This is a genomic window from Herbidospora mongoliensis, assembly GCF_001570545.1.
Taxonomy (GTDB): Bacteria; Actinomycetota; Actinomycetes; order Streptosporangiales; family Streptosporangiaceae; genus Herbidospora; species Herbidospora mongoliensis.
In genome coordinates this window covers 226,216-240,324 of sequence record NZ_BBXD01000016.1, presented here as the reverse complement: position 1 = coordinate 240,324, position 14,109 = coordinate 226,216, and the positions used below count along the sequence as shown (strand labels likewise).

The window sequence follows — 14,109 nt, the reverse complement described above, 5'->3', positions numbered from 1 at the left end:
TGACCTGGTCACCCCTGAGGAGCCTCGGCTTGACGGGGTTTGTTGGTGTTTCATATGTGAACTTTGTGAAAAGACGCGATAAGTGATCGATTTGAGATAGATGTTCCGGCAGAATCCTCCCCGTCCCCTCTCCCATTTGGGACTTATCTCGGAGGAACCCCACCAATGAGGCGAATCCTCGCCATCGCGGCGTGCACGGTGGCCGTCACGGCCGTCCACGCCCCGCCCGCGTATGCCGCGCCCAACCCCGTCGCCGCGCTCAAGGCGCAGTTCAAGACCGGGTTAGGCGTGAAGTTCAACGACAAGTTCTCCACCGGGGGCGCGATCTTCAGCCGTCGGACCGGAACGTTCCAGTTCGGCCGGGCCGGCGTGGCCGCGTCGGACCTCACCACCAAGTTCAACCTCAAGGCGGCCGACATCGCGGCCATGCCCGAGGACATCCAGCCGCTGCTCAAGCCCGAGCAGGTCATCAAGGTCGGCAACACCGCCTACATCAAGGGCGGCATCTTCGGCAGCTTCCTGCCCGAGGACAAGACCTGGCTGCGCGCCCCCGGCGGCCCCGCCACCGGTGTGACCGGCCCCTTCGGCCAGTTCATCAACCCCACCGAGCCGGCCACGCTGCAGAAGCTCATCAAGAAGAGCAAGCTGACGGGCTCCGTGTACACCGGCAAGATCACCCTCGGTGAGATCTACACCACCTCGAAGTGGCTCCAGGGCGTCCTGCCGACCGAGCGGCCGACGGCGGCCCAGAAGAAGGCCATCGTCTCCTTCAAGCTCTACGTGAACGCCAAGGGCCTGGTGATCCGCCTGGTCAGCAGCACCAAGGCGAGCGCCGTGGGCCTCACCAGCGGCACGGTCTCCGCCGACACCCGGTATCTGTCGTGGGGCACGAAGGTGTCCGTCAAGGCCCCCACCGAGGGCGTCGCGGACCTCGACGAGATCGACTTCGAGGCCGGCCTGTCCGAGTCCAGCGCCCCGCTGAGCAAGATCACCGCCAAGGCGGCCTGACAAGGCCCTCTCCGCGCGGGCCAACCGACCCGCGCGGGCAACCGGCAGACCTTGGCCGTGGTCGGCACCGGACCACACCTCGGCTGCACCAGGCCGGGGGCCTCAGGTCTCCTGCGTCCGCAAACGGCGGGTGCCGCCGGGCCGCACCGGGCCCGGCGGCCTCAGGCCTCGTGGGTCAGCAGGCGGCGGGCGTTGGCTGTGGTCAGCGTCCGCCAGGTCGTTCCCTCGGGTTCCGGGGCGGCGTCGATTGACGCCACCTGTCCGGCCACGGCCGGGATCGGGGTGAAGCAGTAGTCGCTGCCGTAGAGGATCCGGTCGGTGCCGAAGGCCTTCGTCAGGGCGGGGACCTGGCGGGGGAACGGGGTTCCGGCGATGTCGAACCACAGCGCCGCGACCTGCTCGACGACCGTGGAGTCGTCGGGGGAACCGCCGTTGAAGGCGGTCCGGAAGAGTTCCATGCGGTCGGCGAGCAGCGGCAGCGTGCCGCCACCGTGGGTGAAGATCCACCGGATTCCGGGGTACCGGGTCAGGACACCCGTGAAGACCAGGTCGGAGACCGTCCGCGTGGTGTCGAAGATGAACTCCAGCATCGGCCTCGGGCGGCCCAGCGCGACCTGCTCGTGGTTCAGGGGCGAGGTCGGGTGGACGAACACGACCGCCCGCCTGCGATCGAGTTCGGCCCAGAGCGGCTCATACGCGAGGTCGCCGAGATAGCGGCCGTGGGCGTTGCTCATCAACGCGACACCGTCACTGCCGAGGTCGTCGAGCGCGTGGGCGAGTTCGGCCAGGCTGCCCTCGACGTCGGGCAGCGGCAGCGAGGCGAAGTGACCGAACCGGCCGGGATGATCGCGGACCACCTTAGCGGCGTGGTCGTTGACCTGCCGCGAGAGCGCCCGCGCCGCCGCGTCGTCACCGAAGTGGGTGCCCGGTGAGGAGACCGACAGCATCGCGGTACGGATGCCGTTGGCGTCCATCAGCTGGAGATGCTCTTCGGGGCTCCACGAGGGCCAGCGGGGCATGCCGTCAGGCGTGACGTGCCCGCCGGCCGTGGCGGCCTCGACGTAGTCGGCGGTCACGAAATGAGCGTGTACGTCGATCAGTTCCCCGGCCATGTGATCCTCGTCTCTCGGGTGTCCGCGTCAGGAAATATCGCATTCCGCGGCCCTGCGTCACCCTTTCTCGGATCTTGCTCCCCCACCCGCCCGAGTTCACGCCCTGACCCGTCCCCTGCCCTCGCCCGTTCCGTGGCACGCGTGGTCCCGTGGCGCGCCTGTTCCGTGGCACGCCTGTTCCGTGGCGCGGCGCGACCGGGAGCGGCCGGTTGGCGCCGGATACGGACAGGACCGGGGCGGCGGGCGGTGCCCAAGTAGGCGGAGCCGTAACGGAAGAAAAGACCCGGAACGGCGGCGAGCTTGCCACCGACAAATAGACCAGTGGCGACAAACCCAGCAGCCACGAAGGCCCAATACCGGCGAAGTCGTTGCTGACGAAATCCCAGCGAGGCCCAGATCCTCGACAGCAAGGAGGCGAGCAAACGCGAAAGGAGCAAGCAGCGAGACCTTTCGCGCAGGTCACCCGTGCAGATCACAGCAGGCGAGGCGCCTGGCGGGATTTACAGCTTTTCGAGGGTCTTCGCGTAGTTGACCATCAAGGTCTTCTCGCCTGAGCTGCCGAAGTCGATCTTGGCTCGGGTCTTCTCGCCCTCGCCCTCGACCAGCATCACGGTGCCGAGGCCGAACTGGTCGTGGGTCACCCGGTCGCCGGGGGTCAGCTGGAGGACCGGCTTTCCGGTGCCCCGGTTCGACAGAGGGCGCAGTTCCCGCTTGGTCGCGGCGCTCCAGGCGTTCTTCTTCGGGTCGTTGCGCCACTCGACCAGGTCGCCCGGAATCTCGGACAGGAAGCGGGAGGCGGGGTTGAAGGACGGGGCGCCCCAGGCGGTGCGGACGGCGGCTCGGGACAGGTAGAGGCGCTTCTCGGCGCGGGTGATGCCCACGTAAGCGAGGCGGCGCTCCTCTTCCAGTTCCTTGGGGTCGCTGAGGGAGCGCATGTGGGGGAAGACGCCGTCTTCCAGCGCGGTCAGGAAGACCACGGGGAACTCCAGGCCCTTGGCCGTGTGGAGGGTCATCAGGGTCACCACGCCGCCGGCCCCGCTCTCGGGGTCGGGGATCGAGTCGGCGTCGGCGACCAGGGAGACCTGCTCCAGGAAGTCGACCAGGTTGCCCTCGGGGTTGGCCGCCTCGAACTCGGAGGCGACCGAGATGAGCTCGTTGAGGTTCTCGATGCGGCTCTCGTCCTGCGGGTCGCCGGAGGTCTCCAGCTCGGTGCGATAGCCGGTGGTGGTGAGGATCTCCTCGGCCAGGTCGGAGATGGTGAGCTCCTTCCCCCGCAGGCCGTCGAGCAGGGTGACGAACTCGCGGATCTGGTTGAGCGAGCGGGTCGCGATGCCGGGCGCCTCCTCGGCGCGGCGCAGGCCTTCCCAGAAGGAGACGCGCTCCCGTAGTGCGAACGTCTCGACCGTCGCCTCGGCCCGGTCGCCGATGCCGCGCTTGGGGACGTTCAGGATCCGACGGAGCGACACCGTGTCGGACGGGTTCGACAGCACCCGCAGGTAGGCCAGCAGGTCTTTGACCTCTTTGCGCTCGTAGAAGCGCACGCCGCCGACGACCCGGTAGGGCAGGCCGGTGCGGATGAAGATCTCCTCGAACACGCGGGAGGCCGAGTTGGTGCGGTAGAAGACGGCCACCTGGCCGGGGCTGACGCCCTCGTCGTCGGTGAGGCGGTCGACTTCCTGGGCGACGAAAGTGGCCTCGTCGTGTTCGTTGTCGGCGACGTAGCCGACGATCTTCGGGCCGGCGCCCTGGTCGGACCAGAGGTTCTTGGGCTTGCGGCTCTCGTTGCGGGAGATGACCGCGTTGGCCGCGTTGAGGATCGTCTGGGTCGAGCGGTAGTTCTGCTCGAGCAGGATCGTCTTGGCCGACGGATAGTCGCGCTCGAACTCCAGGATGTTGCGGATCGAGGCGCCGCGGAAGGCGTAGATCGACTGGTCGGCGTCGCCGACGACCACGAGTTCGGCGGGGGGCAGCGCGTCTTCGGTGCCCGGCCTGACTGGGTCGCCGTCGGCGGTGCGCTTCTCCTCGACGCCGACCATCTCCCTGACCAGCGTGTATTGCGCGTGGTTGGTGTCTTGGTATTCGTCGACCATGACGTGGCGGAACCGGCGCCGGTAGTGCTCGGCGACCTCGGGGAAGAGCTGGAACAGCGTGACCGTGAGCATGATCAGGTCGTCGAAGTCCATCGCGCCGGCCTCGGTGAGGCGCTGCTGGTAGGTGCGGTAGGCCTCGGCGACCGTCTTCTCGAGGTGGGTCTGCGCCTTGTCGAGGGCGGTCTCGTAGTCGACCAGCTCGTTCTTCATGTTGCTGACCTGGGCGGAGAACGACCTCGGGGGGTAGCGCTTGGGATCGAGGTCCATCTCGCGGCAGACCATCGCCATCAGGCGCTGGGAGTCGGCCTGGTCGTAGATCGAGAAGCTGGAGGTGAAGCCCAGCCGCTTGGCCTCACGGCGGAGGATCCGCACGCAGGCGCTGTGGAAGGTCATCACCCACATGGCCTTCGAGCGCGGGCCGATCAGCTTGTCGACCCGGTCTTTCATCTCGCGCGCGGCCTTGTTGGTGAAGGTGATCGCGAGGATCTCGCCCGGATGCACGTCGCGCTCGGCCAGTAGATAGGCGATGCGGTGGGTGAGCACCCTGGTCTTGCCCGACCCGGCTCCCGCGACGATGAGCAGGGGGCCGCCCTGGTGGACGACGGCCTCCTTCTGCTGGGGGTTGAGGCCGTCAAGCAAGGGATGGGTCACGCGTCTAGGTTAGAGCCGCCCACTGACACTTCGCTCCGCGAAGCAAAGACACAGTGCTCAAGTGAACGAACACTTGCGGTCCACACCTGGGTCGGGATCGGTGGTGGTGTCGAGGTTCACAGCCGGGACGAAGCCCCAGGCCTCCAGTTCCTTCTTGGCGGCCGAGTGGTCGCCCTGGGTGTAGTACCAGACGTCGTTGCCGCCTTGGTGGCGCTCGCCGCGCGTCCAGCAGACGAACCAGTTGTCGCCGGTGACCAGCAGGCCGACGATGGCGCCGACGCGGGGATGCTCGTAGACGGAGATCTCCGGGGTGTTGCCGCACCGGAAGACGCCGTCCCAGATCAGGCTCCGGCGCAGATCTTCGATGCGTTCCGGATCGGGCGAGCAGGCGGCGGGGGCTTCACCGCCGGTCGGCATGGCCGCCGGGGTGCCCGCGCCGGTCAGCAGGGCGGGGGCGAAGGCCACGATCACCGCTCCGGCGACGGCGGCGGCACCGGCCAGCGCGGGCAGGTGCCACCGGGGCCGTAATCGGGGCGGCGGCGCCCCCACCGGCTGGGCGCTCTCGGGCTGCTGAGACAGCCGGGTCCAGACGGCCGACCAGCGGTGCAGTTCCTTGGTAGGGGCCTTCCCGTACGTGAGACAGGCCTCGACGAAGCGGAGCGTGGTGGCCTCGGGCGGGCGGGTCAGCGGGTTCTTGCCGATGACGCCCGAGATGGCCGACGGCGCCAGGTTCGAGTGGGCCGACAGGACGGCGTACTTCGGCCTTCCGGACCACACATGGAGCTCGCGGAGCTTCTCGGTCAGCTCCGGCCAGGTGGAGACGCCGTCCGGATCGGGCGGCGGTGCTTCGACAGCGGCCACGTCACACCCCCACGGTCGACCGAGCAGCATCATGCCTGCCCCCTGACAGCACGGTCAACCAGTTCTGAACGGAGCCTCCGAGCTGGGAGAACGCCGTTCAGAACGTTCTGATCAGCGCACATCTGCCGCCGCCCCGAGCCGCCGTGCTTCATTTCGACGGCACCCGGAAGGAAAGGAGGCACGATGAGGACAACGGTCGCGGCGCTCATGATCGTCAGCGCCTGCACAGTCACACCTGGCGCCGACGCCGCCGCCCGGCCCGACCTCCAGTTACCCGTCCCCTGCGGGGAGACGTGGCAGACCTACACCCACGACGACCACGCCGATCCCGACAAGATCGACATGGTCCCCCGGGGCTCCCCCGCGCTCGGCAAGCCGGTGCTCGCCTCCCAGGGCGGCACGGTCGTCGAGGCAGAGTGGCACGACGACGCCGGCAACGTCGTCACCCTCGACCACGGCGACCGCTGGCGGACCCGCTACATGCACCTGCGGGAGTCCAGCGTCCGCGTCACGGTCGGCCAGACCGTCGCACGAGGCCAGCAGATCGCCCAGGTCGGCAACACCGGCACGTTCACCAGCGGGCCGCACCTGCACTACGAGCAGATCCACGACGGCGTCGTCGTGCGGCCGGTGCTGAACGGCGTCCCGCTGGCCCGCTCCTGGTATCCGGCCGCGACCCCCGCTGTCAGCGCCAACTGCGGCGTGGGCCCGATGCCGCCACCGACCCTCTACTACGTCGACACCTTCGCCGACGCCCCCGGCCGCGCCACCCCGGGAGGCGCCAGGACCGGCGTCCTCCACGCCGGGACCAGCTACGTCTACTGCAAGGTCAAGGGCCCCACCGTGCAGGCCGGTACGGCCTGGAACACCTGGTGGCTGCGCACCGACCTGGACCAGGGCGAGCCCTTCACCGACCAGTACGTCTCCGCCTATTACCTGTCCCGCCGGGGCAACGACGTCGCCGAGGACAACCGCGGCGTCGACATCCGCACCTGTTGAGAGGACCGAAAAAATGAAGCGCCTGTCCGCACTGACCGCCCTGGCCGTCGCCGGAGCGAGCCTCGTCTTCGCCGCACCCGCCCAGGCCAAGCCCGGTTTCCAGCTGCCCTTCCTCTGCGGCCAGCAGTGGCGCCTGGACACCTGGGCGCACGCTCCCGCACTCGACATGGTCAAGGAGCCCAACCAGACCGGCACCAACGGCGCCACCCTCCTCGCGTCGGCGGCCGGCACCGTCAAGCTGTCCTACCGGCAGGACGCGAACGGGCCCGGCAACGTCATCCAGATCAACCACGGCGGCGGCTGGTACTCCACGTACCTGCACATGGCCACCCGTTCGGTCTCGGTCGGCCAGACCGTGTCGCAGGGTCAGGTCATCGGGACCGTCGGCGCCACCGGCGACACCTCCAACGGCCACCCGCACCTGCACTTCGAGCAGAACTACGACGCCAACGGCAACGGCACCGCCACCTGGGGCGCCAGCGGCACCGAGCGGGTCCGCCCGGTGTTCAACGGCGTCGAGTACGGCCAGGGCAACGGCCAGACCTGGCGCAACGTGACGAGCAACAACTGCGGCGGCACCCAGCCCCCGCCCGCGCCCACGAAGGTCAACGTCGACACCTTCGCCAACGCGCCCGGCCACTCCACACCGGGCGGCACGCGTACCGGCACCCTCTACGCCGGCACCAACTACGTCTACTGCCGGGTGCGGGGCCCGGAGGTCCGGGTCGGCTCCAACTGGAACACCTGGTGGCTCAAGACCGACCTCGACGAGGGCTCGCCCTGGCAGAACCAGTACGTCTCGGCCTACTACCTGTCCCGCTGGGGCAACGACGTGGCCAAGGACAACGACGGCAACGACATCCGCCCCTGCTGACCCGAACGGACCCTGACATGAGACCCCTCCGCATCATCGCGGCCGTCGCCGCCGTCCTCGCCTCCACGTTCGCGGTCCCGCAGGCCGCCGGCGCGGCCGCGCTGGGCCCGCGCCCCGACTTCCGGCTCCCCTACGCCTGCAACACCGTCGTCGCCCTCACCACCTACAACGGCCACACCCCGGTCGGCAAGATCGACATGTACAAGGTCCCCGGACCGCAGACCGGGGTGCCCGTGCTGGCCTCGGCCGACGGCTACATCCACGAGACGTTCTCGCCGGGCGGCCTGGAGATCGCGCACGGCGGCGGCTGGTTCACCGTCTACCTGCACATGACGGGGGTGCGCGGGATCGGCAACGTGAAGCGCGGCGACGTCATCGGCTACGTCGGCAGCGTGGGGACCGGCACCGCGCACCTGCACTACGAGCAGCTCGCCAACCCCAACAGCACGACGAACGGCGACACCCAGCACATCGTGATCCCGGTCATCCAGGGCCGCACCGCCAACCCGACCCCATCGGGCCCGTTCAACATGACCAGCACCAACTGCGGCGGCGCTACGACTCCGCCGTCCACACCGGGGAAGCAGTGGGTCGACACGTTCGCCGACGCCCCCGGCTACTCCTCCCCCGGCGGCACACGTACCGGCACCCTCTACAAGGGCACGAACTACGTCTACTGCCGCGCCAAGGGCCCGAAGGTCCAGGTCGGCTCGGCCTGGAACACCTGGTGGCTGAAGACCGACCTCGACGAGGGCAACCCCTGGCAGGGCCAGTGGGTCTCGGCCTACTACCTGTCCCGCTGGGGCAACGACGTCGCCAAGGACAACGACGGCAACGACATCGTCAACTGCTAGCCGGGAATCGGCGGCGTCGGTCCTACTGTTCGCACAAATGAACTACTAGGAGGACACATGCTGGACGCCGCTGAGATCCGGACCGTGCTGGTGGTGACCGCGCACCCCGACGACATCGACTTCGGGGGCGCGGGCGCCGTCGCGGCCTTCACCGATCGGGGTGTCGAGGTCGTCTACCTCCTGGCCACCTCGGGCGACGCCGGCGGTTTCGACCGTGAGACCGACGGCGCGGGCATGGCCGAGATCCGCCGCGCCGAGCAGTCGGCCGCGGCGAAGAGCGTGGGGGTCTCGGATGTACGTCATCTCGGCTACCCCGACGGCGCCGTCGAGGCCACCCTCGCGCTGCGCAAGGACATCACCCGGGTGATCCGCCAGGTGAGGCCCGAACTGGTGATCACCTCGACCCCCGAACGGAACTACGCCCGGCTGGGCCCCAGCCACCCCGACCACCGCGCGGTCGGCTCGGCCGCGCTCGACGCGGTCTACCCCGACGCCCGCAACCCCTACGCCTTCCCCGACCTGCTGACCGAAGAGGGCCTGGAGGCCTGGACGGTGAAGGAGGTCTGGATGATCGGCACCCCCACCCCCAACCACTGGGTCGACATCACCGCCACGGTCGACCGGAAGATCGCCGCCCTGCGCGCCCACGAGTCGCAGACCGGGCACATGGCCGACCTGGAGGGCATGGTCAAGGGCTTCCTGTCGGCCAACGCCGCCGGCGCGGGGCTGCCGGAGGGGACGTACGCGGAGGCCTTCCACGTGATCTCAACGGGCTGACCTCTTCAGCAGCCGGCGCGCGTTCATCCGGCGGGCGCCCCGGGCCGCGAGGAAGCCCAGCGAGTTGGTCGCGATGTGCAGCAGCGCGGGGGCCAGCAGGCCGCCGCGTCTGCGCAGTTCGTGGAAGCCCAGCCCGACCAGGGTCGTGGTGGCCACGGTCCCGGCGACCAGCCGGGGGGTGCCCGCTCTGGCGGCGGCCGGGTTGGCGCGGGCCATGTCGAGGGCGGGCAGCACGTGCCACAGGCCGAACAGCGCGTTCGAGGCCACCGAGGCGGCGCGGGGCTTCAGGGAGTAGCCGAACAGCTCTGGGAGCACCCCGCGGAAGGCCACCTCCTCCAGCAGCACCGTCCCCACGGGAACCTGCAGCAGCGCCTCCTCGAACAGCCGGGCCCGGGTGAGCGCGAGGGCCCGCTCGTCGAGGAACAGGCGACGGGTGGGGGGCAGCAGGACGCCGGCGGTGTAGCCGGCCGCCACGGCGGCGGCCAGGCCGCCGCCGATGAGGGCGCCCCGGGCGGGCGTGGCGAAGCCGAGGTCACGCGCGCCGGAACCGGCCTGGCGGGCGATCAGGAGCAGTGCCCCGGTCGCCACCGCCGAGGTCAGCGGCGCGTACCGGCGGGCCACCGTGTTGTTGAGGACGTTGGCCACGGCGAGTACCCCTACCGCGGCCCCGAGCGCCGCACCAGGTCGCTGCACCCGGCGTCGCCGGGCCTGTCCACTCGCCATCGCGTGAGCCATCAGTCACTCCTGCCCTTTCAGCAGGCCCCGACGCCCCGGTCGAAGCCCCGTGCGAAGTTGAGCTGCCGCTGCTCCCCGGTTCCGTGGGCGCCGGGCTCCCACCAGGCGTCGGTGGGGTCGCCGGCCGCCTCCAGGTTCGCCATCAGCTCGGCGTCGTCGCCCTCCTGGGCTTGGAGCCGGCCGCCGGTGATGAGGCCGTTGAGGGTGCCGCCGGCGTAGCAGTCCGCCTGCAGCTCCGACTGGATGGTGAACTCGTGGTCGGACTCAAGCTGGTTCTGCACCGCGTGCCCGAACTCGTGGGGGATCACGATGTAGACGGCGGCGTCGCCGAGCTGGTCGTACAGGCTCTGGAGCCACGTCGCGTCGTAGGCGATGAAGTGGCCGTCGGGACAGTAGAAGGCGTTGTTCGGCACGGACGCCTGGCCCCCGCACGCCGGGCCGTCGTTGCCGTTGTACTCGATGAACCTGCTGATCGGCTGGTAGGTGCCGCCGGAGTCGGCGAACTGCTTGGTCCAGAACTCCTCGGTCAGGCAGCGGGCCAGCCGGACGTCCTCGGAGAAGGTCTCGCCCTTCACGCTGCAGTCGTCGCCGGGCGCCGCCTCCGCGGGCCGGTCGAAGTCGGTCTCGATCGCGTCGGGGGCGGTCACCTCCGGGACCGGCTCGGTCGTCCATGGGTCGGCGGCGGTGACCTCTCCACAGGCGGCGGTCAGGACCAGGAGGGACACCGTGAGAAGCCTTGTTACTAAGTGCACGCCCCCAATCCTGCCTATCAAATACGGATATTTCTTGAGAAGACCGGAGTTCTAGCCCCAGCGGTGAACAGGTTCGTTGGTGTGCATGTTGGCCATGTACTCGACCGTCATCCGCCGCATCGCCTCGTGGCCGCCGCCGTGTTCGCCGACCTTGCGGACCTGCCAGGTCGCGCCGGTCACCCCGGTCAGGCAGCGCTGCTCGATGATGCCGAGCAGGCGGTCGCGGCACTTGGGGTCGCAGCCCCACAGGTTGAGGCCGTCGTAGGCGAGCGGCAGCAGGCGGCGCAGGATCAGCTCGGAGGCGGTGACCTCGCCCAGGCCGGGCCAGTAGAGGTGGGCGTCGATGCCGTAGCGGGACGCCGCGCGCAGGTTGTCGGCGGCGGCCGAGAAGGACATCTGCGTCCAGACCGGCCGTTCGGCGAACGGCAGCACCCGCATCAGGCCGTAGTAGAAGGCCGCGTTCGCCACGATGTCGGCCACCGACGGCCCGGCGGGCAGCACCCGGTTCTCCACGCGCAGGTGCGGGAGGCCGCCGGAGACGGCGTAGACGGGCCGGTTCCAGCGGTAGACCGTGCCGTTGTGCAGGGTCAGCTCACCCAGCGTGGGCACTCCCCCGGCCTCCAGGACCATCGCCGGATCTTCGTCCTCGCACAGCGGGAGCAGCGCGGGGAAGAAGCGGTTGTTCTCCTCGAACAGGTCGAAGACCGAGGTGATCCAGCGTTCGCCGAACCAGACGCGGGGGCGGACGCCCTGGGCCTTGAGCTCGTCGGACCTGGTGTCGGTGGCCTGCTCGAACAGGCTCAGCCGGGTCTCGCGCCACAGTTCCTTGCCGAACAGGTAGGGCGAGTTGGCGGCCACGGCGACCTGCGGGCCCGCGATGGCCTGGGCGGCGTTCCAGTGTGCCGCGAAGTTGCGGGGGCTGACCTGCAGATGCAGCTGGACGCTCGTGCAGGCCGCCTCGGGGGTGATGCTGTCGGCGTAGGTGTGCAGGCGTTCGACGCCATCGATCGCGATGCGCAGGTCCTCGCCCCGGGCGGCGAAGATCTGCTCGTTGAGCAGCTTGTATCGGGGGTTGGCCGACAGGGTTCCCTCGTGGAGGTCGCTCTCCTTGAGCGTCGGCAGGATGCCCACCAGGACCATGTGGCCGCCGACCGTGCGGGCCTGCTCCTCGGCATGGTTGAGGGAGTTGCGGACCGTCTGCTCCAGCTCGACCAGGCCGTTGCCGCCGAGCTCGCGCGGTTCGACGTTTATCTCGACGTTGAACTGGCCCAGCTCGGTGGCCCAGTCGGGCGCCGAGATCGCGTCGAGCACCTCGGCGTTCTTCATCGCCGGCTCGCCCCGGGCATCGACCAGGTTGAGCTCGATCTCCAGCCCGGCCAGCGGCCGCTCGGCGTCGAACCGGGCCTCACCGAGCATCCGGGCGAGCACGTCGAGCGAGCGCTTCAGCTTGTCGCGGTAGCGCCGCCGGTCATCCCGGCTGAACTGCGTCGCGGGTACGTCTCGCCCCATTTCGTCAGACTGCCACGACAGAGGCTTTCAAACCAGACGGCGTGCGGTGGCCCATCTCGACAGCTCGTGGCGGTTGGAGAGCTGGAGCTTGCGCAGCACCGACGAGACGTGCGTCTCCACGGTCTTCACGCTGATGAAAAGCTCCTTCGCGATCTCCTTGTACGCGTACCCGCGCGCGATCAGCCGGAGCACCTCCCGCTCGCGCTGCGTGAGCGAGTCGAGCTCGGGGTCGATCGGCGGGGCCTCGGTCGAGGCGAACGCGTCGAGCACGAAACCGGCCAGGCGGGGTGAGAAGACCGCGTCGCCGTCGGCCACCCGGGAGATCGCGTCGGTCAGCTCGGCGCCACTGATCGTCTTGGTGACGTAACCCCGGGCGCCGCCCCGGATCACGCCGATCACGTCTTCGGCGGCGTCGGAGACCGACAGCGCCAGGAACCGCACCTGGGCGCCGGCGGTCAGCACCCGGCGCAGCACCTCGACCCCGCCGCCTCCGGGCATGTGCACGTCGAGCAGGACCACATCGGGCTGGAGCTCGGCGATCGTGGCGACGGCCGTCTCGACGTCTTCTGCCTCGCCGACCACCTGGATGGAGGGGCCGAGCTCAGCCCGTACACCCGACCGGAACAGCCGGTGGTCGTCCACGATCAGCACTCTTACCGTCTTCATCCTGTGGTCCTCTTCATCGTCAACATGATCTCGGTTCCCTCGCCCTGGGCCGTCTTGACGCGGGCCGTGCCGCCGAAGCGCTCCATCCGGCCGATGATCGACTGGCGGATGCCCATCCGGTCGCCCGGTACGTCGTCGAGAACGAACCCCTTGCCGCGATCCCGGACGAAGACGGTGGCCTCGCCGGGCTCGACCTCAAGGTAAACCGATACCACGGACGATTCCGAATACTTCGCCGCGTTGACCATCGCCTGCCGGGCCGCGTGGACCATGGCGCGCAGGCCGTCGTCCAGGTCGCAGTCGCCGACGCAGACGATCTCGATCGGGACGCCGTGGGCGTCCTCCTCCTCGGCCGCGGCCCGCCGGACGGCGGCGGCCAGGGTGGCGTCGGCGTCCTGTTTCGGCATGTAGAGCCAGTTGCGCAGGTCGCGCTCCTGGCTGCGGGCCAGGCGGGTGACCTCGCGCGGGTCGTGCGCGGCGCGCTGGATCAGGGTCAGGGTGTGCAGCACCGAGTCGTGGACGTGCGCGGCGACCTCGGCGCGCTCCTCCTGCCGGATTCTCTCCGTACGTTCCTTCTGCAGCTCCCGCCACAGCCCCGCCAGCCACGGGGCGGCGATCAGCGCGACGCCGCCGAGCACGACACCGGTGAACACGAGCCCGGTGCTGGCCTGGGCGAGCTGGTCCTGCGCGGCCAGGAACCCGATGACGCCGACGCCCACGAGAAGCAGGCCGATGCCCGACCGCACCCAGGTGGCGCGGACCCGGCCGACGGTCGAGGTCATCCACTTCTGCCGCAGGCCCGGATCGGCCTGCTGCCACAGGATGAGCGACCCGATGCCGCCGACGGCGATCGGCCACATGGCCAGGCCGCCGGCCGCCGCCCCGCTGACCAGGGCGAGCGCCCCGAAGGCGAACCCGAGCAGGCCGTAGGCGGCCACCTGGCCCCAGTCACGGCTGCCCGCGCGGTCGTGGTGCTCGATCTGCTGGGTCGCGGTGAACATCCACAAGGCGGCGTACGCCACCACACCGACCCCGTCGAGGATCGTGAGCAGCACGAACGCCAGCCGCAGCACGACCGGGTCGAGGCGCAGCTGAGCGGCGGCCCCCTGGGCGACACCGGCGACCACGCGCCCGGCCCGGGGCCTCAGCATTCTGGGGGACGCCTCCGCGGCGCCAGGATTCTCCGACATTGCTCCTGCATCGTCACATGTCGCATCGCGC

At 69.7% G+C, this 14,109-nt stretch carries 13 protein-coding genes; 5 read left to right on the top strand and 8 right to left on the bottom strand.

What is annotated here, in order from left to right; genetic code table 11:
- Positions 1-165: 165 nt before the first annotated feature.
- Entirely contained in the window at positions 166-1,008 is an 843-nt protein-coding gene (locus tag AW272_RS23890; RefSeq protein WP_066369211.1) for a hypothetical protein, read from the top strand.
- Between the two features lie 161 nt (positions 1,009-1,169).
- Here AW272_RS23890 and AW272_RS23885 read toward each other — a convergent pair whose 3' ends face one another.
- From AW272_RS23885 to AW272_RS23875, 3 genes are all read right to left on the bottom strand, one after another.
- Positions 1,170-2,120 (bottom strand): amidohydrolase family protein, encoded by a 951-nt coding sequence (locus AW272_RS23885; RefSeq protein ID WP_066369209.1) that lies wholly within the window; start codon positions 2,118-2,120, stop codon positions 1,170-1,172.
- 500 nt (positions 2,121-2,620) lie between these two features.
- The gene (gene pcrA, locus AW272_RS23880; RefSeq protein WP_245657691.1) at positions 2,621-4,861 is read right to left on the bottom strand and encodes a DNA helicase PcrA; all 2,241 of its coding nucleotides are present in this window, start codon (positions 4,859-4,861) and stop codon (positions 2,621-2,623) included.
- 57 nt (positions 4,862-4,918) lie between these two features.
- The gene (locus AW272_RS23875; RefSeq protein ID WP_066369205.1) at positions 4,919-5,722 is read right to left on the bottom strand and encodes a hypothetical protein; all 804 of its coding nucleotides are present in this window, start codon (positions 5,720-5,722) and stop codon (positions 4,919-4,921) included.
- A 183-nt stretch (positions 5,723-5,905) separates the two neighbouring features.
- On the opposite strand from AW272_RS23875, the gene AW272_RS23870 reads away from it, so the two are divergent.
- Genes AW272_RS23870 through AW272_RS23855 form a run of 4 tightly spaced genes read left to right on the top strand, consistent with a single transcriptional unit; the run spans position 5,906 to position 9,226 of the window.
- Positions 5,906-6,721 (top strand): M23 family metallopeptidase, encoded by an 816-nt coding sequence (locus AW272_RS23870; RefSeq protein WP_066369202.1) that lies wholly within the window; start codon positions 5,906-5,908, stop codon positions 6,719-6,721.
- A 13-nt stretch (positions 6,722-6,734) separates the two neighbouring features.
- Entirely contained in the window at positions 6,735-7,595 is an 861-nt protein-coding gene (locus AW272_RS23865) for a M23 family metallopeptidase (RefSeq protein WP_083958605.1), read from the top strand.
- 17 nt (positions 7,596-7,612) lie between these two features.
- Entirely contained in the window at positions 7,613-8,449 is an 837-nt protein-coding gene (locus AW272_RS23860; RefSeq protein ID WP_066369201.1) for a M23 family metallopeptidase, read from the top strand.
- A gap of 57 nt (positions 8,450-8,506) precedes the next feature.
- A complete protein-coding gene (locus AW272_RS23855) occupies positions 8,507-9,226 on the top strand; it encodes a PIG-L deacetylase family protein (protein WP_066369198.1) in 720 nt (239 codons plus the stop codon).
- Here AW272_RS23855 and AW272_RS23850 read toward each other — a convergent pair.
- From AW272_RS23850 to AW272_RS23830, 5 genes are all read right to left on the bottom strand, one after another.
- Complete coding sequence (locus AW272_RS23850; protein WP_245657690.1) at positions 9,215-9,961, bottom strand: CPBP family intramembrane glutamic endopeptidase; 747 nt, start codon at positions 9,959-9,961, stop codon at positions 9,215-9,217. The genes AW272_RS23855 and AW272_RS23850 overlap by 12 nt on opposite strands.
- Before the next feature lie 17 nt (positions 9,962-9,978).
- On the bottom strand, positions 9,979-10,686 hold the full coding sequence (locus tag AW272_RS23845) for a neutral zinc metallopeptidase (RefSeq protein ID WP_066369192.1): 708 nt from the start codon (positions 10,684-10,686) through the stop codon (positions 9,979-9,981).
- 78 nt (positions 10,687-10,764) lie between these two features.
- Positions 10,765-12,222 carry a glutamate-cysteine ligase family protein gene (locus tag AW272_RS23840; protein WP_066369190.1) on the bottom strand — a complete coding sequence of 486 codons (1,458 nt, stop codon included), beginning with the start codon at positions 12,220-12,222 and terminating at the stop codon, positions 10,765-10,767.
- Positions 12,223-12,249: 27 nt separating this feature from the next.
- Positions 12,250-12,888: a response regulator gene (locus AW272_RS23835; protein WP_066369186.1), complete on the bottom strand. Its 639-nt coding sequence runs from the start codon at positions 12,886-12,888 to the stop codon at positions 12,250-12,252.
- The gene (locus tag AW272_RS23830) at positions 12,885-14,039 is read right to left on the bottom strand and encodes an ATP-binding protein (RefSeq protein WP_245657689.1); all 1,155 of its coding nucleotides are present in this window, start codon (positions 14,037-14,039) and stop codon (positions 12,885-12,887) included. Before AW272_RS23830 ends, AW272_RS23835 begins: the two co-directional genes overlap by 4 nt.
- Between the last annotated feature and the right edge of the window lie 70 nt (positions 14,040-14,109).

Excerpts from the sequence above, each read along its gene's own strand:
- AW272_RS23890 (WP_066369211.1), top strand. The coding sequence starts at position 166 with ATGAGGCGAATCCTCGCCATCGCGGCGTGCACGGTGGCCGTCACGGCC.
- AW272_RS23885 (WP_066369209.1), bottom strand. The coding sequence starts at position 2,120 with ATGGCCGGGGAACTGATCGACGTACACGCTCATTTCGTGACCGCCGAC.
- AW272_RS23870 (WP_066369202.1), top strand. The coding sequence starts at position 5,906 with ATGAGGACAACGGTCGCGGCGCTCATGATCGTCAGCGCCTGCACAGTC.
- AW272_RS23865 (WP_083958605.1), top strand. The coding sequence starts at position 6,735 with ATGAAGCGCCTGTCCGCACTGACCGCCCTGGCCGTCGCCGGAGCGAGC.
- AW272_RS23860 (WP_066369201.1), top strand. The coding sequence starts at position 7,613 with ATGAGACCCCTCCGCATCATCGCGGCCGTCGCCGCCGTCCTCGCCTCC.
- AW272_RS23855 (WP_066369198.1), top strand. The coding sequence starts at position 8,507 with ATGCTGGACGCCGCTGAGATCCGGACCGTGCTGGTGGTGACCGCGCAC.
- AW272_RS23850 (WP_245657690.1), bottom strand. The coding sequence starts at position 9,961 with ATGGCTCACGCGATGGCGAGTGGACAGGCCCGGCGACGCCGGGTGCAG.
- AW272_RS23840 (WP_066369190.1), bottom strand. The coding sequence starts at position 12,222 with ATGGGGCGAGACGTACCCGCGACGCAGTTCAGCCGGGATGACCGGCGG.
- AW272_RS23835 (WP_066369186.1), bottom strand. The coding sequence starts at position 12,888 with ATGAAGACGGTAAGAGTGCTGATCGTGGACGACCACCGGCTGTTCCGG.
- AW272_RS23830 (WP_245657689.1), bottom strand. The coding sequence starts at position 14,039 with ATGCTGAGGCCCCGGGCCGGGCGCGTGGTCGCCGGTGTCGCCCAGGGG.